Annotated in this window: 25 protein-coding genes and 2 pseudogenes; 12 read left to right on the forward strand and 15 right to left on the reverse strand. The window is 37.4% G+C overall.

The genetic code is table 11. From position 1 onward, the window contains the following. Positions 1 to 276: 276 nt before the first annotated feature. Positions 277 to 624: an ASCH domain-containing protein gene (locus R4Z10_RS12570; protein WP_338469644.1), complete on the forward strand. Its 348-nt coding sequence runs from the start codon at positions 277 to 279 to the stop codon at positions 622 to 624. A gap of 85 nt (positions 625 to 709) precedes the next feature. Here R4Z10_RS12570 and R4Z10_RS12575 read toward each other — a convergent pair whose 3' ends face one another. After that, positions 710 to 874 carry a hypothetical protein gene (locus R4Z10_RS12575; RefSeq protein WP_338469645.1) on the reverse strand — a complete coding sequence of 55 codons (165 nt, stop codon included), beginning with the start codon at positions 872 to 874 and terminating at the stop codon, positions 710 to 712. Between the two features lie 244 nt (positions 875 to 1,118). On the opposite strand from R4Z10_RS12575, the gene R4Z10_RS12580 reads away from it, so the two are divergent. Together R4Z10_RS12580 and R4Z10_RS12585 are read left to right on the forward strand one after the other, a co-directional pair. Further along, entirely contained in the window at positions 1,119 to 1,553 is a 435-nt protein-coding gene (locus R4Z10_RS12580) for a YaiI/YqxD family protein (RefSeq protein ID WP_338469646.1), read from the forward strand. A gap of 48 nt (positions 1,554 to 1,601) precedes the next feature. Further along, positions 1,602 to 2,195 (forward strand): cyclodeaminase/cyclohydrolase family protein, encoded by a 594-nt coding sequence (locus tag R4Z10_RS12585; protein WP_338469647.1) that lies wholly within the window; start codon positions 1,602 to 1,604, stop codon positions 2,193 to 2,195. 303 nt (positions 2,196 to 2,498) lie between these two features. Here R4Z10_RS12585 and R4Z10_RS12590 read toward each other — a convergent pair whose 3' ends face one another. After that, positions 2,499 to 3,620 carry a conserved virulence factor C family protein gene (locus R4Z10_RS12590; RefSeq protein WP_338469648.1) on the reverse strand — a complete coding sequence of 374 codons (1,122 nt, stop codon included), beginning with the start codon at positions 3,618 to 3,620 and terminating at the stop codon, positions 2,499 to 2,501. Between the two features lie 268 nt (positions 3,621 to 3,888). Here R4Z10_RS12590 and R4Z10_RS12595 point away from each other — a divergent pair, with 268 nt between their 5' ends. After that, positions 3,889 to 4,476: a hypothetical protein gene (locus tag R4Z10_RS12595; RefSeq protein ID WP_338469649.1), complete on the forward strand. Its 588-nt coding sequence runs from the start codon at positions 3,889 to 3,891 to the stop codon at positions 4,474 to 4,476. A gap of 51 nt (positions 4,477 to 4,527) precedes the next feature. Here the strand turns inward: R4Z10_RS12595 and R4Z10_RS12600 are convergent, their stop codons facing one another. Continuing rightward, complete coding sequence (locus tag R4Z10_RS12600) at positions 4,528 to 5,196, reverse strand: hypothetical protein (protein ID WP_338469650.1); 669 nt, start codon at positions 5,194 to 5,196, stop codon at positions 4,528 to 4,530. 174 nt (positions 5,197 to 5,370) lie between these two features. On the opposite strand from R4Z10_RS12600, the gene R4Z10_RS12605 reads away from it, so the two are divergent. The 4 genes from R4Z10_RS12605 to R4Z10_RS12620 all read left to right on the forward strand — a co-directional run bounded on the left by R4Z10_RS12605 (position 5,371) and on the right by R4Z10_RS12620 (position 9,124). Continuing rightward, positions 5,371 to 5,523: a BH0509 family protein gene (locus tag R4Z10_RS12605; RefSeq protein ID WP_338469651.1), complete on the forward strand. Its 153-nt coding sequence runs from the start codon at positions 5,371 to 5,373 to the stop codon at positions 5,521 to 5,523. A 501-nt stretch (positions 5,524 to 6,024) separates the two neighbouring features. Next, positions 6,025 to 6,474 (forward strand): cupredoxin domain-containing protein, encoded by a 450-nt coding sequence (locus R4Z10_RS12610; protein WP_338469652.1) that lies wholly within the window; start codon positions 6,025 to 6,027, stop codon positions 6,472 to 6,474. A 412-nt stretch (positions 6,475 to 6,886) separates the two neighbouring features. Continuing rightward, positions 6,887 to 8,239: an MATE family efflux transporter gene (locus R4Z10_RS12615; protein ID WP_338469653.1), complete on the forward strand. Its 1,353-nt coding sequence runs from the start codon at positions 6,887 to 6,889 to the stop codon at positions 8,237 to 8,239. Positions 8,240 to 8,440: 201 nt separating this feature from the next. Continuing rightward, the gene (locus R4Z10_RS12620) at positions 8,441 to 9,124 is read left to right on the forward strand and encodes a DUF4163 domain-containing protein (RefSeq protein ID WP_338469654.1); all 684 of its coding nucleotides are present in this window, start codon (positions 8,441 to 8,443) and stop codon (positions 9,122 to 9,124) included. 69 nt (positions 9,125 to 9,193) lie between these two features. Here R4Z10_RS12620 and R4Z10_RS12625 read toward each other — a convergent pair whose 3' ends face one another. Both R4Z10_RS12625 and R4Z10_RS12630 read right to left on the reverse strand, forming a co-directional pair. Beyond that, positions 9,194 to 10,189 carry an LLM class flavin-dependent oxidoreductase gene (locus R4Z10_RS12625; RefSeq protein WP_338469655.1) on the reverse strand — a complete coding sequence of 332 codons (996 nt, stop codon included), beginning with the start codon at positions 10,187 to 10,189 and terminating at the stop codon, positions 9,194 to 9,196. An 18-nt stretch (positions 10,190 to 10,207) separates the two neighbouring features. Beyond that, complete coding sequence (locus tag R4Z10_RS12630; protein ID WP_338469656.1) at positions 10,208 to 10,492, reverse strand: DUF3219 family protein; 285 nt, start codon at positions 10,490 to 10,492, stop codon at positions 10,208 to 10,210. Positions 10,493 to 10,756: 264 nt separating this feature from the next. Between R4Z10_RS12630 and ahpF the strand changes: the two genes are divergently transcribed. Beyond that, a complete protein-coding gene (ahpF, locus tag R4Z10_RS12635; protein ID WP_338469657.1) occupies positions 10,757 to 12,283 on the forward strand; it encodes an alkyl hydroperoxide reductase subunit F in 1,527 nt (508 codons plus the stop codon). A 43-nt stretch (positions 12,284 to 12,326) separates the two neighbouring features. Here the strand turns inward: ahpF and mqo are convergent, their stop codons facing one another. The 4 genes from mqo to R4Z10_RS12655 form a co-directional block, all read right to left on the reverse strand. Continuing rightward, positions 12,327 to 13,829, reverse strand: coding sequence for a malate dehydrogenase (quinone) (gene mqo, locus R4Z10_RS12640; protein WP_338469658.1), 1,503 nt, complete (start codon positions 13,827 to 13,829; stop codon positions 12,327 to 12,329). Between the two features lie 224 nt (positions 13,830 to 14,053). Further along, the gene (locus tag R4Z10_RS12645) at positions 14,054 to 14,884 is read right to left on the reverse strand and encodes an MFS transporter (protein ID WP_338469659.1); all 831 of its coding nucleotides are present in this window, start codon (positions 14,882 to 14,884) and stop codon (positions 14,054 to 14,056) included. Continuing rightward, positions 14,884 to 15,294 carry an MFS transporter gene (locus tag R4Z10_RS12650; protein ID WP_338469660.1) on the reverse strand — a complete coding sequence of 137 codons (411 nt, stop codon included), beginning with the start codon at positions 15,292 to 15,294 and terminating at the stop codon, positions 14,884 to 14,886. Before R4Z10_RS12650 ends, R4Z10_RS12645 begins: the two co-directional genes overlap by 1 nt. Before the next feature lie 372 nt (positions 15,295 to 15,666). Beyond that, on the reverse strand, positions 15,667 to 16,548 hold the full coding sequence (locus R4Z10_RS12655; protein ID WP_338469661.1) for a YhcN/YlaJ family sporulation lipoprotein: 882 nt from the start codon (positions 16,546 to 16,548) through the stop codon (positions 15,667 to 15,669). Between the two features lie 433 nt (positions 16,549 to 16,981). On the opposite strand from R4Z10_RS12655, the pseudogene ahpC reads away from it, so the two are divergent. Both ahpC and R4Z10_RS12665 read left to right on the forward strand, forming a co-directional pair. Beyond that, positions 16,982 to 17,547 (forward strand): annotated as a pseudogene (gene ahpC / locus R4Z10_RS12660) (alkyl hydroperoxide reductase subunit C). 13 nt (positions 17,548 to 17,560) lie between these two features. After that, positions 17,561 to 18,151: pseudogene (locus tag R4Z10_RS12665) on the forward strand (thioredoxin family protein); the annotation flags it as partial. A gap of 41 nt (positions 18,152 to 18,192) precedes the next feature. Here the strand turns inward: R4Z10_RS12665 and R4Z10_RS12670 are convergent. Genes R4Z10_RS12670 through R4Z10_RS12695 form a run of 6 tightly spaced genes read right to left on the reverse strand, consistent with a single transcriptional unit; the run spans position 18,193 to position 23,749 of the window. Beyond that, positions 18,193 to 19,284, reverse strand: a complete 1,092-nt coding sequence (locus tag R4Z10_RS12670; protein WP_338469662.1) for a 4Fe-4S dicluster domain-containing protein — start codon at positions 19,282 to 19,284, stop codon at positions 18,193 to 18,195. A 23-nt stretch (positions 19,285 to 19,307) separates the two neighbouring features. Continuing rightward, entirely contained in the window at positions 19,308 to 20,114 is an 807-nt protein-coding gene (locus R4Z10_RS12675; protein ID WP_338469663.1) for a DmsC/YnfH family molybdoenzyme membrane anchor subunit, read from the reverse strand. A gap of 3 nt (positions 20,115 to 20,117) precedes the next feature. Continuing rightward, on the reverse strand, positions 20,118 to 20,681 hold the full coding sequence (locus tag R4Z10_RS12680) for a 4Fe-4S dicluster domain-containing protein (RefSeq protein ID WP_338469664.1): 564 nt from the start codon (positions 20,679 to 20,681) through the stop codon (positions 20,118 to 20,120). A 15-nt stretch (positions 20,682 to 20,696) separates the two neighbouring features. Next, complete coding sequence (locus tag R4Z10_RS12685; protein WP_338469665.1) at positions 20,697 to 22,898, reverse strand: molybdopterin-dependent oxidoreductase; 2,202 nt, start codon at positions 22,896 to 22,898, stop codon at positions 20,697 to 20,699. Then, on the reverse strand, positions 22,888 to 23,517 hold the full coding sequence (locus tag R4Z10_RS12690; RefSeq protein ID WP_338469666.1) for a molecular chaperone TorD family protein: 630 nt from the start codon (positions 23,515 to 23,517) through the stop codon (positions 22,888 to 22,890). Before R4Z10_RS12690 ends, R4Z10_RS12685 begins: the two co-directional genes overlap by 11 nt. Before the next feature lies 1 nt (position 23,518). Then, positions 23,519 to 23,749, reverse strand: coding sequence for a hypothetical protein (locus R4Z10_RS12695; protein ID WP_338469667.1), 231 nt, complete (start codon positions 23,747 to 23,749; stop codon positions 23,519 to 23,521). A 390-nt stretch (positions 23,750 to 24,139) separates the two neighbouring features. On the opposite strand from R4Z10_RS12695, the gene R4Z10_RS12700 reads away from it, so the two are divergent. Then, positions 24,140 to 24,724, forward strand: coding sequence for a 4Fe-4S dicluster domain-containing protein (locus R4Z10_RS12700; protein WP_338469668.1), 585 nt, complete (start codon positions 24,140 to 24,142; stop codon positions 24,722 to 24,724). Position 24,725 lies beyond the last annotated feature (1 nt).

Here is a 24,725-nt window from a genome sequence, read left to right on the forward strand (position 1 = left end):
TAGTCTGTGTTCAATTTTCGGAGCTTTATCGGCATTTGATTCCTCACCTTTCATCTTGATTGTACTTAGAATCTTGAGTGGGGCTCTAATGCCCGTTAATCTTGATAAAAAAGGCTTTTACTAAGTTAAAAACAAGGAGAGTGCCACTGTCCAATTAGTTGATAGTGGCACTTTTCTGTTGGACATTCTATAATATGAAGGAGACTAACAACGTATCGTTGTAGTCTTTCCCTTCAACTTTATTTAAACGCATGGTTTAGAAAGGATGTTATTTCAATGAAAGATTACATACAGAACCAAGAATTGCCGCCAAAAACATGTACTATTGAACGCCTTGTGACAATTGATAAAGATGTTGAAAAAGTATTGGCCGGACAGAAAACAGCAACAAGACGGAATGGACGATACGCTGATCCAGGTGAAATTATGGAGTTAAAAGGAAAAAAATTTGTTGTAGAAAAGATATACCGTCAATCTTTAGGGGAATTAACCGATGAAGATGCACGCAAAGAAGGCTATGAATCGGTTGAAGATTACAAGCAATCAATTCTATCCATTCACCCTGGAATGCCATGGCTTCCAGAAATGAAAGTCTGGGTTCACGAATTTAAATTAGTAAATTAGGGATAACCTAAATAGAGCCAGATAGCTTCCGAACTTGGAAGCCGCCTGGCTATCTTTGTTTGTATTAAAATTGCTCCTAGCCAACCTACTTCTCCCATAGTATTTTACATTGATCCTTAATTTTGACAGGTGTACACACGGCATACAAACCTTCTGTAGAACTTGAAACATTCACTTCGATCACTTTATAATCATTATGGATTTGGTTTTGCCCTGTGTTCAAAATGGTCAATTCTTGATTTGTGTTCATAACTGACTTCCTTCCTAATTGTTCTCACAGAAGCTAATATATGTGGGTATTCAAATTAGGTGCTTTGCCTATTTTTCAGACAGCTTTAAGGATATGAATTCTTAGTTGAGGATGGATTTTTTTAGAGTAAAACTTCCATCATAAAGTTTCTTCAGTCCCAACTGACGGAAAATCTGTATAAAATAATATCCTTTATTTTCTATTTGCCATTTATAAAAATCTCATAATTAATTGGAGCGACTAGATGAAAATTTATGTAGATGCGGACGCCTGTCCAGTTAAAGATATAATTATTACAGAAGGAACGAAAGCCGAAATTCCCGTCATCCTTGTAACAAGTTTTTCCCATTATTCTAATGTAGAAAAGCCAGCTGGTGTTGAGACCATTTATGTTGATTCTGGAGCTGACGCAGCTGATTACCGGATTATGAAATTAGTACAAAAAGGTGATCTGATTGTAACGCAAGATTATGGACTTGCTTCACTTGGTTTGGCAAAAGGCTGTACGGTTATACACCACAAAGGATCCATTTATACGAATGAAAACATCGACCAATTATTACAAACCCGTTATTTAAGTGCCATGGCCCGAAAAAGTGGCAAACGCACAAAAGGACCCAAACCTTTTACAGCAGAAGACCGTGAAAAGTTTAGAGAGGTTTTTGTAGCCCTTCTCTAAAAGAATGGAAAAAAGTACTTAGCAACTAGGAATATTAAGGAAAAGGTGATGAATCTGAATAGGATAGATGAATTAACTGTATATGAATATCTTGAAAAATTAGCGTCTCCCGAATTTCCAAATCCGGCTAGCGGTAGTGCAGCCTCAACCATTGCTGCAATGGCAGCCTCGTTGCTGGAAATGTCCTATAAGGTGACAGTAACTAACAATGAAAAGAAAATGCCTATATCGTTAAATGAGATTGAAGGTATACGTCATCAATGCATGAGACTTGCCACAGAGGATATGATTGCACTTGCAGAGGTCGTGAAGGCCACAAAATTCAAATCAGCGTTTCCTGTTAAGTATGAAGAAGCAATGAAAAAAGCAACAGATCCATTAGTTTCTGTTGTTAAAAATTGTGAAATTATTTTAAGTTGGATTGTACAATTGATCCCTATTGCTAACAAGAGTGTGTTAGGGGAATTAGCTGGAAGCGCCAACATGGCGGAAGCAGCAGCTACTTCTGCAAAACAAGGGATTGAAGTTAATCTTTTATTGCTGAGCGATAAGGTCTATATAGGAAATGTCCAAGCTGCTATTCATAAAAGCTATAAAAATACCATCGAAACAAAACAACGTATTGATAAAAGCATGATTTAAAACGTGGAGACAAGTCTATCATATAAAGTGAAACTTCCATCAGTGGGATTTTCTGTCATCCCCTACTGATATGGAAAGCCTGAGGCCTGCAGCTTGCTAGTCACGCAGACGTTGCCGCAGATGTATTTAGTCTGTGTTCATTATTTCGGAGCTTTACGGGCAGTTGATCCCCCACCTATCTTCTCTTACTTAGACTTTTGAGGTGGAGGTCTTACTGCTCGTTAAGCCTTATAAAAAGTTTATGTTAGAAAGCGCCAAGCCTCTGCCAGAGGAACAGGCCCGGCACTTGGCACTTGGCATTTGTTATTTTTTCCGAGCTTCGGTCATCTGCTTCCATACGGAACCTTTAGCTTCTTCGCCCTGTTCAATCCGAGCAATCGCCAGTTTCACTTGAAGACCTACCTCAAATTCAGGGTCCTGTTCTGCTTCTTTCAATGCAGGCAAAGCTCTTTCGTCCCCTACTTCATATAAAAACATTGCTGCCCGCCAGCGGACCAGTTTGCTATCATCCTTTAAGGCTACCATCATCGCCTCAATTGCCTCTGAATAACCTAAATCAGATAAACAATCTCCCGCTGTTCTTCTTACTGTCACACTTTTATCTTTCAATGCTTCATATAAAATCGGTAGTACCTGTTTATCTTCAATCATTCCTAGATAGACCGTTGCAAGTCGTCGGATGGAAGCTTTCTCATCCTTTAAAGCTTGTTGGAGCAATGGAAGATCTTCAGTAGTCGGATCCGGCATTTGTTCGAGAAGCTGATATCGCTTTCTCCAATCGGGATCCGTAAATTCATCTAATGCAACTTTTTTTCGTGCCTTTCCAGTTTGTTGCTTATCAGGATTTTGGGCGGCCCTAACAATTTCCTCTAGCCTTTGGGCTGGATATGCCGCTATCAGTTCCTCTTTCATTTCTTCTCCGATTTGGTCCATTTCTCCGTATCGGACACCGAAATCCTTCCATCTTCTGACCATTACAAGATTATCATCTGGCCCTTGTACATCAAGAGCAGCCTTAGCAAAAGTTTCGGGCAAAGCAAAGCGTTTTTCTTCCATTCCGTCAGTCAACTTAATCTGAACAGGAACCCCTTTGTACATATGAACTTGCGCTTTAATTTCACCAAAATGCTCATCTATTTTCTGACCCTTTCCACTTTCCTCACCTTCGTCTTGTCCAAACGCTTTTCGAACTAGCGGTAATATTTCTCGCCAGTCAAACTTGGCATTTCTTTCGACTGCTAAAAAGTCTGCTACATGATAAACCCCTTTGACCCCTTCAATCTCAAGTACCTTTTGGATCACTTCAGGTGCCCCTTCTTTTGACTCCTTTTTATAATTATGACTTTTTCCCATCGGAAGCTCTTCATTCAAATTAATTTTCATCGTATTCGGACTAGGTGTTGGTTCGATCGATGTAATTTTCATAAGTCCCACCTCTTCTATCGTTTAATACCAACTATTTTACCATGAGTCGAACGAGTATTCATAAGATGTGCTTCCACAGTTCTTATAAATTGAAAATAAATTATTAGTAAATTTCAGAAAAATAGCTTTACTTTTATCTCATTTAGGTGTAAATTACACATATGGACTTATAAATATCATCAAAGAGGAAAAGTAAAACTTCTTGGTAAGTAGAAGTTTTTCAATACAGAAGAGTGTTCAATTATTATATTCAATAGGAGGAATTTTCATGGCACAAAGTACAAAAAATCCAGAAACAGCAAAAGGAACAATCGTAGTAACAGAGGTAACAAAAAAGCGTGACTTAACAAAAGGTTCAGAAGTAGTAGCAAGTCTTAACGAGTCTTTATTAAATACATGGTCAGAAAACATAGACAGAGCGTTTGCTGCTCAAACTGAACTTGAAAACCTATTTTTACAAACTTTAGACAATAAAAATGGATCTTATGGAGTTTTCAATTTAGATCTTTCTAAAATTGAGGAAGAACAGAAAAATTTTTATGAAAATCTTCGTGAAACAACTAAATCAAACCTTCAATCTGTATATGGCCCATCTGTAAGTAACGCAGTGGATCAATATTATGCACAAGTAGATACATTAACAAATCAAGTACAAGAATTTACGTTAAAGCCTTATAAAGAAGGTCTTAATTTATTAAATCAAACTCAAGAGCAATTTAAACAAACAGTTCAAAGCAGCATTGAGCAACAACAAAAAATCAGAGAAGAATTTAAAAATCAAATTAAATCTACTCAACAAGCATACTTTAACTTATACGAAGAAAACTTAAAAATTGTTTTAGGCTTCTTTAAATAAGAAAAGCAACAGGACGGCTCTCGTTTTAACAACAATGAGAGCCGTCCTGTTTTATCCTTTCCATCGATGAACGAGGTAAGAAACTAAAGAGTCTAACGGATTGATAATTGATCGTCCTGTTTGCTGTTCAGCACGCTTTGCCCCATTTACCATAGATAATTGCGCAACAGATATAACATGGTTTTCTGCACTTATGGCGTGATTGAGAGCACTTGTAATAGCTTGATCGTATTCTTCTTGTAAACCCTTCATGAAGAATTCGAATGTATTTTCTAAAACTCGAACTTCAATATCCCCTATCGTCTTCTTATGGTTTTTAGCGTATTGATTTAACCTCTTCATCGTTCCATCAACCGTCTCTGGATTTGAGAATAGAATAGTCTGAGGTTGCTGAACTTCACAAATTGCTTCAAAGAACGGCTCATCAATTTTAATAATCGGTACCGATACGGACAAGTCTCGATCATCTAAAAGAGCTATGTAGTGTGTACATGTAATCAAGATGGCATCTACTTGACATTTGGCAATCCATTCAATTTGTTGCCTTACTTTATCATTCGCATTCTCTAAACTAAATCCCTCATCATTTGTAATCCGATTCATAAGTCCAGGGTCTACAAAATGGATGAGCTCCATATCATAAAGAGTAGTGGCTTTTTCTATATAATCAATATTAGAATGATGGACATGTAGGCATCCAATTCTTTTCTTCAAATTCATTCACCTCAAGCTTATTCTATCATTATTAAGGAAGGATTAATCAATCTAATGAAATGGACGTTGTATTTTTTGAAATTTTACATTTTAAGGGTAGATTTTTCAGTTTTACTGTTATATAATAGTTAATAACATAGTATATATGTTATATATCAAATAAGAGGAGATGATTTAATAATGATGTCAATTCGAGAGCGTGAAAACATGATTCAATTTTTAGTGGCTTATTTCGGTGGAGATTTAAACCAATTAGAGCAGATGAATGATCGCACTCTTGAAAACACATATCAATTCGCCTATGAAAGAATCGAAATGGAAAATCACATTTAATTTAGGTTGCATGGTATTTAAGGGTACCTTTTGATATAAACTGAAACTTCCGTCAGTAGGCTATTCTTACATCCCCACTGACGGTAAGTCACTAAGAGCCTGATGATTTATCTAAGGGCTAAAGCCTAAAGATAAATCTTATTTCAATAATCTGAGTTTTACGGGCAGTTGCCCCCCTCACCTATCTTCTTTTATTTTGCTCAGAATTTTTAGGCGGGTCTTACTGCCCGTTTAGCCTGATAAACAGCAAAATCGAATGAGAAATTCTCAAAGCAACGACATACCAGTCGTTGCTTTTTTTCGCGCTAAATGATGATCGAAATTTACGCATTAAGATTTTGCTGAGGAAATAATTTCTTATGTTCGAATGATAAGAATACTGTTTAAAACAGGTAAGATAATTTAGAAAAATGATCATATCAATCGTTCGTGAGAAAAATAGACAAGTTCCCTTCCTCTTCTTCATATACTCTAGAGACAACCTTTCAAGGAGGATGATCCATGAAGTCTAATATAACGCGAAAGCTAGGATTCTTTATATTACCTGCCATACCTTTTGTATTTTTAGGTACATGGTATTTGAACCAATCGACCCCCGTCCCAACTAGCGGTTTAGCTGTCAGTTCAGAAGACGCTTATGTCATTAATATGGTAACAAGTGAATTTTCTACGAAAACGGAAGATGGAAAGGAAATTGAATCTTACCGTTGGGATCCAGGTACAATTGTCGTCCCGAAAGAGCAAGATATTACGTTAAAGATATATGGAGTGAATGGGAAAGAACATCCATTTTATATTGAAGGAACAGATTATAAAGGAGTTGTCCAAAAAGGAAAAGAAACCGAAATCACTGTTCGTTTTGACAAGGAAGGTACTTACCGGTTAATCTGTTCAGCACACCATACCCTCGAACAAAACGGGCCAATGATCGGATATATTATTGTAGACTAGTAGGTATGAGAGCTATCTGGTGCCAGGCACAAACAAGTTTTTAGAAGTGGCTGGCACTTTACTCCGGTTCAATTGGGTTAGCTGGATTCCCTCAATAAAATAGATTTCCAGCTCTATCTACAAACCACAACTTACACATTAATCTCTATTTTTGCCAGACACTGACCATTATTTAGAAAAAGGTTGAAGTTCCCCTAGGTAGAATCCTTAGCTAATATCCCTCCCTTAGTTCTCCATTCAATTCTATATCTTCAAAAGATCAATGCCTTCCAGCCCAAGCTTCGCATGTCCTTTACATTTTTATGTAACATACAAAGAAAGGCCCTCATCAATTATATGAGAGTATAAAATACGGCAGAGTATTTAAAGTTTTCTTCATAGTCTGTTAGAATTATAAGGAAGCTTATTTAAGATGACAAGAGGTGTTATTTCTTTGACATTACACGATTTTACAAAAGGTCCCGTGATGAGGCAGCTACTCTTTTTCTCAGGACCGATTATGTTAACTAATTTATTACAAGTATCCTATCAATTTATTGATAGCCTCTGGGTGGGAAATCTATTAGGTGCCAATGCCCTTGGTGCCGTTACGATCTCATCTACTATCGTAATTACCGTCTTATCGTTTATTATCGGAATCAATAATGCTGCATTAACGATTTTGTCTCAACAAAAAGGGAAATCAGACAAGCACGCATTAAAAACTTATGTAAATGCGTTTGTTATTGTACTTGGTTTACTTTCCATTCTTGTTGGGATTATAGGATATCTCTTCTCTCAACAAATACTACTGTTCTTGAATACCCCTCTTGACATGTTGGACGAAGCAATGGCCTATTTGCAAATTAATTTTCTCGGTATTTTATTTTTAATGGGGTACAATTTCATCTCAACCGTATTAAGGGCTTTAGGGGACAGTAAAACACCATTAAAGTTTGTAATGATAGCAGCTATTTTAAATACAGTCTTAGATCCTATATTTATTTCGGTTTTTGATTGGGGAATCGAAGGCGCTGCTCTTGCAACTGTCTTTTCACAAGGAATCGCATTCTTACTTGGATTTATGTATACCCTGAAACTTAAAGTCGTCCCATTTACTTGGCCTTCTTTACCAAAGTGGAAGGAGATAAGCTTGATCCTCAAACTCGGAATCCCTTCAGGACTACAAATGACCGTCATCTATGCGGGGATCACCGCAATTATGACCGTTGTCAATTCTTTCGGTGCTCCAGTTGTTGCTGGTTTTGGAGCTTCTCAGCGGATTGATAGCTTAATCATACTCCCTGCGATGGCGTTAGGAACAGCTGTCAACAGCATGGCAGGACAAAATATCGGTGCCAACCGCTGGGATCGGGTACGGGATATTGCCATTTATGGTGCCCTGTTCAATTTTGCCATGATGCTCGCAATTGCGATTCTTGTTTTCCTATTGGCCACCCCTCTAACTCGTTTGTTTATTAAAGAAGAACAAGCAGTTATATTTGGGGCTGATTATTTAAAAATAGTTGCTTTTTTCTACCCATTTATTGGTCTTAACTTTATTTTAAACGGGATTGTTCGTGGCTCTGGTGCTATGTATCAAGTACTGGTTCTAAATATCCTTTCATTTTGGCTACTTCGTTATCCACTCACCTATTTGTGTTCTGCACTAATTGGACAGAACGGAATTGCCTTAGGAATAGGGATTAGTTTTATCATTAGCAGCATCTTCTCGTTTTCGTACTATAAATGGGGAAGCTGGAAAAAGAAGCAATTGTTTGCTTGATACTGAGGTACTAAGTTGTATTCAGAAATTATAAGTACCCTTCATGGTTACATGAAACCCAGAAATACATCATATATTGATGATAACTCTACTTTAAAAATGAAGGGATTTGTATGATGAATGAGAAGTTCATTAAGGGTGCAAATAAGTCTAATTCTCGTATTTATTTGTTTATTTATATCGAGCTGTAAGAGTGAGGGAGTGGCTGAAACTGAGTATATTCCCGTCAATAAGCAGGAGTTACCGATAGAGGAAAAGAAACCATCTAAGGCTGATAATAAAGAAACTGTATTCTATCAACTAAAGCGAGCGACATATGAAAAAGGAGATCTTCGTGTACACTTTCCACAAATCACCGAAATGCAAAGCAATATGAAAGAAAAGCAAATCAATGGAATTATAAAAGAAGAGATCTTTGAGTTTGTCAATCAATATGAAGATGATATTGCTACATTAGAAATGGACTATGAGGTGATGACAGAGACCGAGAATATTTTAAGTATTGTCTATTCAGGATATTATAGCGGCGGTGCGTATCCTAGTCACTTGCTTTTCACAACAAACATTGACATGCGCACTGGAGAAAAAATAAGATTACCTAACACAATCACCATCAATGAGGAATTTATAGACAAGTTTAATAAAGCATCATATATAAATAGGGACCCAAATTCTCCTAATGTAAAAGAGTTATCTCTGGCTGTAAGAGATTACTTAAAACAAATCACTGTAGAGGAACTCATCAACGGCTTCAAACAAGCGGACCTTCCATCAATGACCGAAAACCCCTATGGTGTGTATTCCTTTTTCCAAGATGATACTTTCATCATTAGCATTCGAGTGCCTCATGTTATAGGGGATCATGCAGAATTTAAAATCGAATAATAATCTGGTGCCTAGTTTGTTAGTTCCAGTTTTTCGACAGGACTAGGCACACTTAAAATTAGAGTTACCCTAGAAAATTTCGTTGGCAATTAGTTGATAAGAACTTATTCGGTCTTTTGGTGAGTAGGTAATCGTTACGATCATGATTTCATCTGCTTTATAAAAAGCCTGCATTTCTTTAAGTCTTTGTTTTACAAAACTCGGATTACCAATAATCATGTTTTGTTTCAGTTTCGAATATGTTGCTTGTTCTTTTTCGTTTAGTATATACTGCTTTGCTTCTTGAATGGATGGTACACCTTGATTTCCTTCTCTATTTTCTTTTTGCAGAGACCAAATGAGGGAACTTAAAGCAACCTCCTCTGCTTTTTCATTTGTTTCAGCACAAATGACTGATACAGTTAAAATGACTTGTGGATGTTGATCCCTTTTTCTCTGTTTGTAGCATTCGAGATATTCTTGAATGATCGCCCTTCCATCATTGTCACTCATAAACTGTCCAAATGCATAGGCCAAACCATTTTCTGCTGCCAATCGAGCACTTTTTATACTAGTACCTAACAACCATGGCTCTGGCGCAATGTCAGGGGTCGGAGAGGCTTTTATCCCTGAAAACTCATGCCCCTCAGGAAAATCATTATGTAAAAAATGAAGCAATTCCTTAACTAAATCTGGCATTTTCCAAACCTGTTGTAAAAAGTTATCAGATAATGCGTTTGTTGCTTCGGCTGAACCACCAGGCGCTCGACCAATACCTATATCGATACGGTCCGGAAATAAAGTAGCCAACATATGATAAACCTCTGCCACTTTATACGGTTTATAATGCGGCAGCAAAACCGCTCCCGAACCGATCCTGATTTTCTTCGTTTGAGCGCCAATACAACCCAGCATGACTTCTGGCGCTGGACAAGCTAACCCAGGTAAATCATGATGCTCAGCAATCCAGTAACGAGAATACCCCAGCTTCTCACCCGCTTGAGCTAATTTAACAGACCCCTCCAAAGCTTCCCTTGCACTTTGATTGGAAGAGATTGGTGACTGATCCAAAATACTTAATTTCAATTAAACCTCTCCCCTCTCTTATTCATCGATTTCACGCAATGTTAATGAATAATCTCCAACTTGATGTTCTAGATATAGATTTGTAATCGATGTAGAGTATTGCTGAATTACTCCTCTAAATACTAAGTCTAAATGAGGTAGCTTTACATTGAAGGTCCCTTCATATAATAGCATCGCCACCTCATGATAATCCTCACTCTGCACCTTAAAGTTGACTGAGATTTCATTCAATCCATTAATAACTCGATGCTCAAAGCGTTGAACTTCAATGATTTTCTCATTTAGTATGATCTCTTTTAACATATCTCTCACCCTTTTTAATCATATACCATAAAGAGAGGCAAGTGCCACCCATGATTTGGGAATATCGAACTTATTTAGTTGACAAAAGAAAACATTTAGATGATAATTAATATGTAATTAAAATAATTATAAAAAGATAGTCATTGTTAAACAAATTGTTGTCAATTTCTTCACATTCTTCTAAGATAACCCAGTGTTTTAAATAGTATAATGGTGTTATGCACATAGTAATATTTTTTCAAGTAGTAAAGGAGGACGAACTATATGTTGTTAGATGCAGAAATTAAATCCCAATTATCCCAATACTTACAACTTATGGAAGGCGAAGTACATATTAAATTAAGTGTGGGGACAGATAAAATATCAAACGATATGTCTGCTCTAGTGGATGAATTAGCAGCTATGTCATCCAGTATTAAAGTAGAACGGACTACATTAGAAAGAACACCTAGCTTTAGTATAAATCGTCCAGGTGAAGACACTGGTATTACCTTTGCAGGAATTCCTCTTGGACATGAGTTTACTTCTTTAGTGCTTGCTTTATTACAAGTGAGTGGGCGTGCCCCGAAGGTGGATGAAAAAGTAATCGCTCAAATCAAAAATCTAAATGGCGAATATCGTTTTGAAACGTACGCGAGCTTAAGTTGCCATAACTGCCCAGATGTTGTTCAAGCTTTGAACGTTATGAGTTTAATTAACCCTTACATCACACACACAATGATTGACGGAGCTGCTTTTAAAGAAGAAGTAGAAACGAAAAAAATCATGGCTGTTCCAACTGTACATTTAAATGGTGAATTCTTTGAAAGCGGACGCATGTCATTGGAAGAGATACTATCTAAACTTGGGAGTGGACCAGATGCATCCGAATTTGCTAATAAAGACCCATTTGATGTATTGATTGTCGGAGGTGGTCCTGCTGGTGCTAGTGCCGCGATTTATTCAGCACGTAAAGGAATCCGCACTGGAGTTGTTGCCGATCGCTTTGGAGGACAGGTATTAGACACAGTTGGCATCGAAAACTTAATTACTGTAAATTATACAGAAGGTCCGAAGCTTGCTGCCACACTCGAAGAACATGTGAAACAATATGATGTGGATATTATGAACCTGCAACGTGCCAAACACATTGAGAAAAAAGGCTATATTGAAGTCGAATTGGAAAATGGAGCTGTTCTAAAGAGTAAAACCGTCATCCTTTCAACAGGTGCCCGTTGGCGTAACGCTGGCGTACCAGGTGAAACCGAGTTCAGAAATAAAGGAGTCGCATATTGTGCCCATTGTGATGGACCGTTATTTGCCGGAAAGCATGTAGCTGTTATCGGAGGCGGAAATTCTGGTGTAGAAGCAGCAATAGATTTAGCAGGAATTGTTAAGCATGTCACACTATTAGCTCGTTCGGAAGTAAAAGCTGATCCAGTATTACAAGATCGTCTATCCAGTCTTCAAAATGTAAGCATCATTAAAAATGCCCAAATTGAAGAAATTACTGGTACCGATAAAGTCGATGGCATTTCTTATACCGACAGGGAGACAGGAGAAAAACAACATGTTGAACTTGAAGGTGTATTTGTACAAATTGGTACAATCCCAAATACCGAATGGTTAAAAGATACTGTAGAAATGAATGCACATGGGGAAGTTGTCGTAGATCTTAGTGGTTCAACAAATATTCCAGGGGTCTTTGCGGCTGGAGATTGTACAAATGCAAAGTATAAACAAATCATTATATCCATGGGTTCAGGTGCAACTGCAGCACTTGGAGCATTTGATTATTTAATACGAAATTAGTTTAGTTACTAGGCACCTTCCAAATCTGGAAGGTGCCTTCGTATTAGCTATGCACAGGATTCTTTTCGCTTAGACCTAATATTTGAGCGGTTGACATTTTTATTTGTTTCAGAAGTTCCGGGTTTTCCATTAAGGACAACCCATAAGAAGGAATCATTTCCCTTAATTTGGAATCAAACTCCATCATATATTCAGGAAAACATTTCGAAATCACTTCTAGCATAACGTGTACAGCGGTAGAAGCACCTGGAGAAGCACCTAGCAATGCTGCAATCGATCCGTCAGCAGAAGTAATTACCTCTGTACCAAATTGAAGCGTACCTTTTCCTCCTGCATCAGTATCCTTAATTACTTGTACACGTTGACCTGCAACGATTAAGTCCCAGTCCTCCGATTTAGCATTTGGGATAAACTCACGTAACTCTTCCATTCGTTGTTCCTTGGATAACATCACTTGCCCAATTAAGTATTTTGTAAGAGACATGTTTTTTGCCCCTGCAGCAAGCATTGTGAAAAGATTATCCGTTTTAACGGAACTCAATAAATCCATGTTAGAACCTGTTTTTAAAAATTTAGGTGAGAACCCAGCAAATGGTCCAAATAGTAGTGATTTTTTATTATCGATAAAACGGGTGTCTAGATGTGGTACTGACATAGGCGGTGCCCCAACTTTTGCTTTACCATATACTTTGGCATGGTGTTTGGCAACAACCTCAGGGTTATTACATACCAAAAAGATTCCACTTACAGGAAACCCTCCGATCTGTTTTCCTTCAGGGATCCCCGATTTTTGCAATAAATGCAGGCTGCCTCCTCCTGCTCCAATAAAAACAAATTTTGCCGTATGGTGTTCGATTTTTCCACTAATAAGATTTTGAATTTTAAGTTCCCATAAACCTTCACTGTTCCTTTTAATATCTTGAACACAATGTTTATAAAAGACATCGACTTCCTTTTTCTCAAGGTGTTTGAATAACATCCGTGTAAGGGAGCCAAAATTAACATCTGTACCACTGTCAATTTTCGTAGCTGCAATTGGATCCTTAGCTGTCCGGTGCTCCATAATCAGTGGCATCCATTCCTTTAGTTTTTCAGCATCGTCTGAAAACTCCATTTCTTGAAATAGGGGATTTTCTGATAACGCTTTAAAACGTTTCTTTAAAAAATCAACATTCCTTTCCCCCTGTACCATGCTCATATGTGGCAACGACATGATAAATTCGTGTGGATTATGGATCAGCTTGTTTTTAACAAGGTATGACCAAAACTGCATTGAAACTTGGAACTGCTCGTTAATTCTTATTGCTTTACTAATATCAATGCTTCCATCCGGCTTTTCAACTGTGTAGTTCAATTCACAAAGTGCTGCATGCCCTGTTCCTGCATTATTCCATTCATTTGAACTCTCTTCCCCTGCCTCAGAGAGTTTCTCAAACACGGTAATTTTTCGGTCCGGCAATAATTCTTTCAAAAGTGTTCCCAAGGTGGCACTCATTATTCCGGCCCCAATTAATATGAAATCTGTCTTCATTTCTCTGTTGCTCATCTATACCAACCTTCTCCCTAGATTAACAGAAAGAGATGCCGATTCTTCCGTTGATTCTTCTTCCCCAAGCCCAAAAACGACCTAGTTACAACACCCCTAACTGTCCAGTTATTACTATTGTATTACAATTATAGCTAAATATATATCTACTATTATATGATAATTATAAATTATTTAAAAGTTGTAAAATTAATCATTATAAAAAATAAGAGATTCTTACTTATTTAACCCTTTAAATTTTTTTCTACTACATTCCTTCGTTCTAGTCTATTCAAAGGACTTACTACTTTATCGTGTCCAGCTGCCACTCCAACAATGGTCATTAAAATAGAAAAAGTAATCAAAATCACAAACGGGAGTGTCCAGTTATGAAGTTGATCATAAAGGATACCTAGAGTTAGTGGTCCTAGAGCCGCTAATAAATAACCAACTGATTGAGCCATTCCTGATAGTACTGCAGCTTGACTCTCACTTGTTGTTCTTAACCCAAACAATGTCAACGCATAACTTAACGCTCCCCCTTGAGAGATTCCAATTACAATTATACATCCATAAGTGAACACAGGATGATTTGATAAAAATAACCCTAGAATTCCCATTATATTTAGAATTCCAATTATCAAGGCAATGATTTTTTGATTTGTTAATCTACCTGCTAAAATAGGAGTAATAAATTGAAATGGAATGCCTGACATCTGAAAGACCGTAAGGAGCCAGGCTGCTGTAGTCAATTCCACTCCTTGATTTTGAAGAATTTCTGGTAGCCATGCAATCATACAAAAGAAAATAAATGATTGAAACCCCATAAAAAGTGTAACTTGCCAAGCAAGAGGAGAGAACCACAACGAAATTTGTTTTTCGATTTGAGGAAGAGGAGCTCGTCGACTTTGTTGAAATATTTGTGGAAACCAAATGACCATTCCAACCATCACTAATATTCCCCATATAATAAGGGAATGTTCCCAATCTAATTGATATTTATTCACTAGGACTGTGCTAAATATAGGAGCTAGAGAAGCTGAGGTTCCTAACGCGCCTGAATAGACTCCTGTCATCAAGCCAATCTTATGGGGAAATTTTTTTTTACTAAAGCTGGTAAAAGAACATTTCCAATTGCTAGACCTATACCAACTAAAACCGTCCCTATAAACAACATATTCCTTAATTCTGTGGAACGAATACATATTCCAATCCCTAGAATAATTAATCCAATGAATATGGTTCGCTCATTTCCCCATCTATTCCCTATTTTAGGAGCTAATGAAGAGATCACAGCAAAAGCAATTAAAGGTAAAGTGGTGAGTAGTCCAGCAATTCCGTAAGTTATTCCAGCATCCCATCGAATGAGATGAATCAACGGGCCCACTGAGGTAATTGCAGGTCGTAAATTAAACGCAATGAATATAATTCCTACCGACAACAAGATTTTACTGTTTCTTAATTTAAATAATAACTCCTTAATCATCTCAACGCCTCTTAATTTAATTGTATTCTACACCCTGTCAAAATGGTAAAGATATTTCTACCCCTATCAAAGTCTATTTTTCAACCCATTTGAATATTCACTATAAAGCTAAACTTCCATCAGTAAAGGGTCTTTATCCTCCACTGATGGAAAGCCCGATGCCTGCAGCTTGCTAGTCACGCAGACGTTGCCGTTTGCTAAGGCGCATTTAGTCTCTGTCATTATTTCGGAGCTTTATGGGCAGTTGATCCCCCACCTATCCTCGCTAATTGTACTCAGAATATTGAGGTGGGTGTCTTACTGTCCGTTAAACCTGATAAATAACAAATGCCAGGTATCTTCCAAACTGGAAAATACCCGGCACTTTAAGCATTATCGATTATTTCTATTTCCGAAAAAGTCATTGACAGTATTTGTAAAGTCTTCAAATAACCCATTTCTATTTTGGTTGGTTCTAATATCGTTTGCATAAGTATTCATTTGGTTATAGAAATCAGGGTTAACTGAAACGTATACTTTATGGATTTTTTTATCTGCTTCACGTACCTGATCTGCTATTCTCTGCTCAAAGGAATTCGATACTTCACTATATTCGTTTGCCCTTGTTGTTTGTCCATTGTGATTTTGATTTCCATTATTGTTATTTCTATTGTTTCCATTGTTCCCGTTATTTCCGTTGTTTCCATCGCCTATTCCAAAAAGGGTTGCGTTATTGTTGTTATCTCCCCCTCTTTGATTCAAGCCATTATTTTGACCGTTTCTGCTTCCAGCATCGCCTTTCCCATTAATTCTTCCTTCATTTCCTCCTGGATTTACGATGCCATTTTCAGTAAAGGTTCTTGGAGTTCCATTCATTCCATCGTTATTAGTGGCGTTTCTTCCGTTATTGGCTCCAATTCCACTAGCGGTATTTCCATTTGTTCCCATTCCACCACCATTATTCATTGCACGATTTTCATTTCCATTATTATGGTTGTTATTTGCCAACCTTACGGAAACGTAAGCATTATTGTTTGCAATAATCACGTGCGCATCATCAACTTCTGTTAAACGCTCAACTTGTCGCTCAGCACGGTCGGCAATTCTAAGGGTTCCATTATTATTTCGATTGTTTGCAATGGGCCTTACTTCATTCGATTGAATTCGTTGGTCACCATTATTATCATTCTTACCTCCTGCATTATCGTTTCCTCCACAGCCAACAAGACTTGCTGAAAGTACAACTGATCCTAACACAGCCAAAGTTTTTTTCATGTTTGTTCACTCCTCATTAGATTAAATTTCTTCTATATGATGGCTCAATTGGGCAAGACTATTCTGGGAAAAAGAGTTAATTTTTAAAAAATGGAAACATCATTTATTAGCAATGGCATTCATACCTTTAGTGGTCGTCTTCCCTCCCAATATAGATATCACTGATACACTTCGAACATATATCCTCTTTTAAATAAACCTGGTGTCATAATTGAGAAAATTTTAATACTAATTGAAAACAGTCGTTGTTTTATAAACCAAAATATTAATTTTAATAAATCAATCCTTTTTGTTTACATATATTAAAGTTTATATAAAAATAAGTATTTAATTAGGATTATTCTATTTAAGTAATAATGATTAAGAACAAATGATATTTATTTTCATTGGGTTTTAATCAAAAATAATTACATCTTAGGAGGAAACTTAAGTTATGTCATTAATTGGAAAAGAAATCCAACCATTTACAGCAACGGCTTATCGAAACGGCGAATTTATCGAGTTGTCAGAGGAAAATTTTTTAAAGGTCAATGGAGTGTTGTTTGCTTTTATCCAGGAGATTTCACTTTTGTCTGCCCTACTGAATTAGAAGATCTTCAAGAACAATATCCCGTACTTAAGGAGTTAGGTGTTGAAGCGTACTCTGTATCAACGGATTCACATTTTGCACATAAAGCATGGCACGAACAATCTGAAGCGATCGGCAAAATTACGTATACGATGATTGGAGATAAAAACCATGTGATCTCACGTATCTTTGATGTATTGATTGAAGAAGAAGGTGCTGCAGATCGCGGTACGTTCATTATCGATCCAGATGGTGTTGTTCAAGTCATGGAAATTAACGCTGGCGGCATCGGGCGTGATGCTAGCACACTTATTAATAAAGTTAAAGCAGCTCAATATGTACGTCAGCATCCAGGTGAAGTTTGCCCAGCTAAGTGGCAAGAAGGCACTGAAACATTAAAACCAAGTCTTGATCTTGTAGGTAAAATTTAAGGAGGAATTATAAATGGTATTAGATGCAAATATTAAATCAATATCTTCAATTAATGGAGGGCGACATCGTCCTAAAAGTGAGCACAGGTTCAGATGATTTATCAAAAGACATGACAGAACTTGTGAATGAGCTTTCGTCCATGTCTTCTCATATTAAAGTAGAATAAGCTGAACTTGTAAGAACACCAAGCTTTAGTGTTAACCGAGTTGGTGAAGACACTGGGATTGCTTTCGCTGGCCTCCCTCTTGGTCACGAATTCACATCCCTTGTGTTAGCTCTATTGCAAGTAAGTGGAAGAGCTCCTAAATTGGATGAAAAATTAATGAACGGATCAAAAACATTAAAGGCGAATATCATTTTGAAACGTATGTTAGCTTAAGCTGTCACAACTGTCCAGATGTCGTGCAAGCGTTGAATGTGATGAGCGTTCTAAAACCTAGCATTACCCATACGATGATTGATGGAGCGGCTTTCAAAGAAGAAGTTGATAGTAAGAATGTTATGGCTGTACCTGCTGTTTACTTAAATGGTGAATTCTTTGAGAGCGGTCGGATATCTCTTGAACAAATCCTGGCTGAACTTGGCGGCGGTCCTGATTCAGCCTAAGTTAAAAAGTGTAAGGCACCTTCTAATTGGAAGATGCCTTACACTTTTTTCTCATTCTCAGCAATCACATATTCTTCCTGAAGCAATGTTCGGTTTGGGTGATTCTGTAATTCAATACTATTTGGATAACAAATTTCTTCACATAATGAGCAATCGACACATTTCTGTGGTTGAAGAGTGATCACTTGCTTTCCATCAACTTGTTTCATTTGAATCGCTTCAGTTGGACATAAAATGGTACAAGCGTTGCAGAAAGAACAATCCGACGATATCTTTGGTAAACGAATGTCGCTCTGACTTTGTAACCCTTCACTGCCTTGCAATTCGGTTAAAAATAAGGAACGCTTTTTCATATAAGGATAGACAGATTCTCTCGTTACTTTTTCTACCATTCCATTGGAAACCGCATTCCACTCTTTTTTAACTTTACTTAAAGAATCAACAGCAACTTTTTCTTGATAAGAAGGAATCGCTGCCTCCCCTGCCCATTCTTTTATTGCTAATTTATTTGTACTTTTCACTTCACTAAAAATGGATGCAAGGAACGCTCTACGTCCTAAATCATAAGACACAGGTTTATTCTCTTCATTAATTCGTGAGGTAATCGTCATTCGCTTACCACTTATCATCTCTCCAGCTTTAAGTTCCCCACGCCAAACCGATTCTCCTGTTGTAATTTTACAGCTTTGACAGGCTGAATCCAGATGATGAACGGATAGATTTGCACACTTATTTAATAACTTCACCCATGCCTCTTTTGGAAGCAGCCCTAAACATGACACAGATACAGCTGTAGCCGTACTTTTCGAAAGTGAAACCCGTTCACAGTGTAAATAAACTTTTTCATTTTGCTCACATGTACGAACAAGATCATTGATAAACGAAGGGAGAGACGGCCGATTCATTGACAAAGCACCCGTTGGACAAACGGTTGAACAAAGCCCGCATTCGACACAGGAATCATCAATGACAAGTTCTTTTTTGGAAAAAGAAATACTATTCATTGGACAAACATCGATACAATTTTGACAAGTACTCTTTGGTGAAATGCATTTTGTACAGAGATTGTTCTCCACACTCAATGCCGTCATTTTTTTATCAATGACTTTAATCCAGTTTAACAAATTCATCCCGTCTCCCCCTTTCTGTTTATCTACAAATGAATAGCAGTTTCATAAAATAAATATCTACCCAAAAGCTCACTAACAAACAGTACTATAAATGCTGCAGAAAATACTTTGACGTTACGCATATTACTATTTTTATAAGATAGAATTAGTAATCCAAAGGCGATGGTGAATGTCACGATTCGAGCCCAGAAGAATCCATGCTGGAATGTTAATCTAGCCGTTTCAACAGCCTCTGGAAGCCCTGCAAGCAGTGCTGAAAAATACCCAACCGCTACAACCGCTGTGAATACAAGTGCACAAATGGACAGCACAGATATATTTACGTCTAGTTCTCCTTTTAACGTTAAAAAAGCTGCAACAAATATAGGCCCTAATAAAAGCGACGTTAAAAAGAAAGTAAATAATGTATTGACTCCATTCCATGCAGGATAGCTTGGAATCATGTAAATTTTTGCTGATGAAAAGATGGCTATGACACCAATAATGGAGGCAACCCAACCGATCATCGTACGCTTTGCTCGATTTTCTTTAAACCAAAACCATGTATATAGTAAAATTAATCCTACAAATGCTCCATAAAAAACAATTTCACGGCTTAACCAAGACACCTTAAAGTTTAATATCGCTCGGGGTGCATATAATGGCTGCCCAAGATGAAGCATCGACACGAGGAGCGAAATACCTCCAATAACGAGTAAAGAAATGGTGATGAGTAGACCTGATTTTCTTGATATGTTATCATTTTTTCGATCTAACCACCATAACGTCACAAATCCGCCTAAAATAAGTTGTGACAAAATGGTAAAGATCACAAGAGGTAAATCATGCATATCTTAAACCCTCCTAAACTGCTTGCCTGGTTTTGGCAAAATAAATTGTGTTGTTGGGTGTGTGATCGACGGATCAGCAAATGTTGGTACTACACTTACAGTTCCTGAAGGCTGAACCTCGTTATAATCAACGATTTCAATCGCCTCCATTGGGCATTTTGATACACAGATTGGATCTTCACCAACATCTAGTCGTTCATAGCACATGCTACACTTGTCCATTTTTTTCTTAACTGGATTGTATTGCGGCACACCGTATGGACATGCCTTTCCGCACATTTGACAGCCGATACAAAGATCTTGATCATGAACAACAATCCCATCTTCATCCCGCTTTGTATAAGCACCAACCGGACAAGCTGCTGCACAGGCAGGCTCATCACAGTGGTTACAAGCTGTTGATACGAAACAACGGACAGGAGAACCAACTAGATTCTCCGGAAGCTCCCGAACCGTTCTCCGTCTCATATCTGGTTCAAGCCCATAAAAGCTTTTGCATGAAACTTCACAAGCATGACAGCCAATACAACGATCAATATTGACTAAAAACCCGAGTTTCTTTGCCATGATATCCCCTCCTTATTACGCTCTTTCGATTTTGACAAAATTATCATGGAAGGCAATTCCAAGCTGGTGCTTACTATAGTTACCCATATCCGCAGGGATCGCCTTCACATTAAAGTTTTCGGTATAATTAATATCTTTCCACCAGCCCTCATACATGACGACTGTATCTGTTGGAACGGTTTGTGTTAATTTGGCTGGCAATGTTAAATAACCAGCATCATTAATCACCTTCACCATGTCATTGTTTTTAATGGAATATTTCTTTGCTAAGTCTGGATGTAATTCCAATACGGGATGACTTGAAATAGCCATTAACCAATCGGTATGTTGGAATTGACTATGAATCCCTAATTTCCAGTGCGGTGATATCGCACGAAGTGGATACTCTTTCGGTGTCGCATATTTTTCCACATAGACTGGAAGTGGATGATGACCATATTCCACCGCTTTTTCGGAATAAAATTCATACTTACCTGACGGAGTTCTAAATTTCAAATCATTCCATGCAACGGAAACTTTCTCACTAGCTTTAACCGTTCCACCTTTCTTCCGTAACTCTTCCCAGCTGTTAACACCAAACATCTCACGAATCGTATCATTGAATTCTTTTTCTACCCATTCCTTTGGATCGCCTGAAACAGGGAATGTACAAGAACCTAGCTCTAATTCATTTAATTTCTTAGACAACCCCATCGCGATCTCTAGATCACTCTTACATTCATATAATGGTTTGATGGCTTGCTCATTCACATTCATCCAGTAATGCCAGTAGCTGACATTCACACCTACGTGTTCGAATGGAGTCGTTACAGGTAATACAATATCTGAGTATTCTACGGTTTGATTCATATATAGATCCGCTGTTACAACTAAATCCATTGCATCAAATGCTTTTTTAACGACATTTGGCTCGGGATCCTGTGCCATTGGATTACGGCAGGCAATCCACATCATCTTGATTGGGGGATCATTTGCATCTAAAACTTGAGCACCAAAGTTGTTCATATTCACATACCGGTCTCCATCACCAAACGTTCCTTCAGGAGGTCCAAAGCTCATTGTGTGATAATTAAAGCCCCATGTTTCTCCACCAATATAGTTGATTCCGCCGCCTTTTTTCCCAACATTTCCACACATTGCTGCAAGGGCATCAATCGTACGAACCATGGAACCACCATTCGTATGGCGCTGCATGCCAAATCCAACCCAAATATTTGCTGGATTTGCAGTCGCATACTCACGAGCAATTCTTTGTATTACTTCTTTTGGCACACCTGTTTTCTCAGCCGCCCATTCAACCGTAATATTTTTTTTCACATAGGATACAAATTCATTGAACCCTTTTGAATGATTGATCACCCAGTCCTGATCATATAATTGGTGATCGATAATATACCGAATCATTCCTAGTGCAAATGCGCCATCTGTACTTGTATTGATTTGGATATATTCATCTGCTTTTGACGCAGTTTGTGTAATTAATGGATCAATTACGACCAATTTTGTTCCGTTTTCTTTTGCTTGCTCAATAAAATACATGGAGTGAGCCGATGTCCAAGCAGGGTTCGATCCCCAAAGGATAATATATTCAGCATGAACAAAATCTTCCGGATCGCTGTTATAAGCAGTTCCCATATCAAACGCTTGCGCATCAGAGCCCGCTGGATCACATGGGGTCCCTTGTGCACGTGTCGTATACCCAATGCTTGACATCATTCCTTCTGAAGCATAATTTAATAAATTAAAGTTACCAGAATACTTGTTTAAACAGATTGGCAAAGTTGTTCCATACTCTTTTTTAATGTCAAGTATTTTCTGGGCAATAATGGTATAAGCCTCATCCCAGCTAATTCTTTCCCATTTTCCCGTTCCACGGCCATTCTGCTTCATTGGATATTTAATTCGGTCAGGTGAATAAACAACTCGGGGATACGTGTTCCCTTTTACACATAGTCTCCCTTTTGTATACGTATTATTTTCATTCCCTGTAATAAATGTTATTCTTCCATCTTCAACAGTTGTCACAATTGAACATGTATCATAACAATTTCGTGGACAAGCATTGTAAAATTCTTGTTTTTTACCAGTCGTGTTCGCTGAGGCTTTCGGAACAAGACCTTTTGTGGCTTTACTTCCAATGGCCCCGAGACCTAATAATGAACTTAATGCTGCAGAACCTTTTATAAAAGTTCGGCGAGAAAAGTTTTCAGTTAGCATCTATATTCCCACCTTCCATACTCATTCTTTCCTGTTGTAAAAACTCTCTTAATAAAACTCCCATTGCATAGGTAATCGGATTTTGGCTATTTTCTAGGATTCTTTGACAATGATCAAATCCCCAGTGAAATAGGTGCTTCGTTAAAAACACCTCATAAAGGTTCTCTTGATCATTCTCATTACTTAATAAGTAAAGAATTAATTCCAATTCAAATTGCATATGGTCATCGGGAATTTGTCCTTCGTCGGCAACTTGTAATCCGACATGGTGATAAAAATTCCGAACCATCAATGTTTCTCTCTGTAAGACATTCTTTTCATAATTGCGATAGCTTGATTCAAACGGAGAAGCCAATAATTGATTTGGACCGACAAATAATCGATTATAATCATATTGGTACATGGCTATCTCATTTTCATCTGCCGTTTTTATCATCTGTAGGGCTTGATTCACTTCATCTATTTTCATTAAAAATGGATACTCTCTCATTGTCTGAAGCAACTTTTTCCATTGAATTGACGTTAAATATAGTAGGTCTCCGCGATAATAATGACAAAATAACTGATAATAGAAATATTTTTCTTCTAGTTGAATCACTTTGTCTTTTAGTAGAGTCATATTACTCAACCTCGACTTCTGATTGAATTTCCTGCTTTAATTTTTCAAATTCTGCCTGTTCTTCTGGTGTTAATTTCATTTCTACATGAACGGGTGGATTCGGATCTCCTACATACTCTTCATTTGGAACAATGTCTATTTTATCTTTCATACTTTCTTCTGCTGGCTGTTCACATCCTGCCATCGAAAAAACAATTAACATGCTCATTAATAGGAAAAGAAATGATTTCATATCTCTTTAACTCCTTTCTCTCTCTATTAATAGAATATCAAATAATAAGGTCTAACTATTGTATAACTGTTCACAAACATTTGGCTACTATGGTGTAAAAAAGTGAACTTTATCCCTCTTGTCACAATTTGAACACACTTCCGAAACGAATTAGACAAACTTTTGTTCACAATCTATTCCTTTTCCATTAATGCTTAGAGATTTTCACTAATCCTAACAAAAACAATGGATAATTGTCTGAAGGTTATTTATTCAAAGCCTTCAAACATTCTCACCAAATCCTAAAAGTTCAATAATACGTTACATTTTTCACAATCAATATAGTAAATAATCCTATATAATAAGTTTATAGAAAGACGAATAAAAACATAATAGCAAAAAGGTGACATTATGAAGCAGTTAGGTTTCTTAGTCCATATCGAAAAATGCTTAGGGTGCCGATCTTGTGAATTTGCCTGTAAAAATGAACATGGTCAAACGGATTCTTTCCGGAGGCAAATTCATAGCTTTCATGATGACATGGATCATACAGTTCAACAATTCTACCATTTTTCCATGTCGTGTAATCATTGCTCTAACCCAGCCTGTATGGCAACTTGCCCAGAATTGGCGATTAAAAAGAAGCCAAATGGCGTAGTTGTGATTGAACAGGTAAAATGTACAGGATGTTCTCTTTGTGTAGCCGCTTGCTCTTTTGATGCCATATCCATTAATATGATTACTAGAAAAGCTGATAAATGTGATATGTGTTATGATCGACAAATGCAAGGAGAAACGACAATCTGTGTATCGTCTTGTCCGGTACAAGCAATTGAAATCATTGATTTAAATGATCCTAATAATGCCTATTTTGGTAAGGCTGTTTATGGATTTGATATGAAAAAAATGACGAATCCGTCAATCCGTTTTACTTCAAAACAATCAACGTCTCCTTCACCGTTACCAGCAAAACAGCTTTTCTGGTCAAACAACTGAT

It is taken from the genome of Niallia sp. XMNu-256 (assembly GCF_036670015.1).
Lineage (GTDB): Bacteria > Bacillota > Bacilli > Bacillales > Cytobacillaceae > Bacillus_BD.

What these genes read in the sequence shown, in the direction of transcription:
- R4Z10_RS12655 (WP_338469661.1), bottom strand. Translation starts at nt 16,548, where the DNA reads ATGAAAAAAACTTTGGCTGTGTTAGGATCAGTTGTACTTTCAGCAAGT.
- R4Z10_RS12700 (WP_338469668.1), top strand. Translation starts at nt 24,140, where the DNA reads ATGAAGCAGTTAGGTTTCTTAGTCCATATCGAAAAATGCTTAGGGTGC.
- R4Z10_RS12670 (WP_338469662.1), bottom strand. Translation starts at nt 19,284, where the DNA reads ATGAATTTGTTAAACTGGATTAAAGTCATTGATAAAAAAATGACGGCA.
- R4Z10_RS12610 (WP_338469652.1), top strand. Translation starts at nt 6,025, where the DNA reads ATGAAGTCTAATATAACGCGAAAGCTAGGATTCTTTATATTACCTGCC.
- R4Z10_RS12605 (WP_338469651.1), top strand. Translation starts at nt 5,371, where the DNA reads ATGATGTCAATTCGAGAGCGTGAAAACATGATTCAATTTTTAGTGGCT.
- R4Z10_RS12615 (WP_338469653.1), top strand. Translation starts at nt 6,887, where the DNA reads ATGACAAGAGGTGTTATTTCTTTGACATTACACGATTTTACAAAAGGT.
- R4Z10_RS12685 (WP_338469665.1), bottom strand. Translation starts at nt 22,898, where the DNA reads ATGCTAACTGAAAACTTTTCTCGCCGAACTTTTATAAAAGGTTCTGCA.
- R4Z10_RS12600 (WP_338469650.1), bottom strand. Translation starts at nt 5,196, where the DNA reads ATGAATTTGAAGAAAAGAATTGGATGCCTACATGTCCATCATTCTAAT.
- R4Z10_RS12585 (WP_338469647.1), top strand. Translation starts at nt 1,602, where the DNA reads ATGAATCTGAATAGGATAGATGAATTAACTGTATATGAATATCTTGAA.
- R4Z10_RS12590 (WP_338469648.1), bottom strand. Translation starts at nt 3,620, where the DNA reads ATGAAAATTACATCGATCGAACCAACACCTAGTCCGAATACGATGAAA.
- mqo (WP_338469658.1), bottom strand. Translation starts at nt 13,829, where the DNA reads ATGAGCAACAGAGAAATGAAGACAGATTTCATATTAATTGGGGCCGGA.
- R4Z10_RS12630 (WP_338469656.1), bottom strand. Translation starts at nt 10,492, where the DNA reads ATGTTAAAAGAGATCATACTAAATGAGAAAATCATTGAAGTTCAACGC.
- R4Z10_RS12675 (WP_338469663.1), bottom strand. Translation starts at nt 20,114, where the DNA reads ATGCATGATTTACCTCTTGTGATCTTTACCATTTTGTCACAACTTATT.
- ahpF (WP_338469657.1), top strand. Translation starts at nt 10,757, where the DNA reads ATGTTGTTAGATGCAGAAATTAAATCCCAATTATCCCAATACTTACAA.
- R4Z10_RS12680 (WP_338469664.1), bottom strand. Translation starts at nt 20,681, where the DNA reads ATGGCAAAGAAACTCGGGTTTTTAGTCAATATTGATCGTTGTATTGGC.
- R4Z10_RS12580 (WP_338469646.1), top strand. Translation starts at nt 1,119, where the DNA reads ATGAAAATTTATGTAGATGCGGACGCCTGTCCAGTTAAAGATATAATT.
- R4Z10_RS12595 (WP_338469649.1), top strand. Translation starts at nt 3,889, where the DNA reads ATGGCACAAAGTACAAAAAATCCAGAAACAGCAAAAGGAACAATCGTA.
- R4Z10_RS12645 (WP_338469659.1), bottom strand. Translation starts at nt 14,884, where the DNA reads ATGACAGGAGTCTATTCAGGCGCGTTAGGAACCTCAGCTTCTCTAGCT.
- R4Z10_RS12570 (WP_338469644.1), top strand. Translation starts at nt 277, where the DNA reads ATGAAAGATTACATACAGAACCAAGAATTGCCGCCAAAAACATGTACT.
- R4Z10_RS12575 (WP_338469645.1), bottom strand. Translation starts at nt 874, where the DNA reads ATGAACACAAATCAAGAATTGACCATTTTGAACACAGGGCAAAACCAA.
- R4Z10_RS12690 (WP_338469666.1), bottom strand. Translation starts at nt 23,517, where the DNA reads ATGACTCTACTAAAAGACAAAGTGATTCAACTAGAAGAAAAATATTTC.
- R4Z10_RS12650 (WP_338469660.1), bottom strand. Translation starts at nt 15,294, where the DNA reads ATGATTAAGGAGTTATTATTTAAATTAAGAAACAGTAAAATCTTGTTG.
- R4Z10_RS12695 (WP_338469667.1), bottom strand. Translation starts at nt 23,749, where the DNA reads ATGAAATCATTTCTTTTCCTATTAATGAGCATGTTAATTGTTTTTTCG.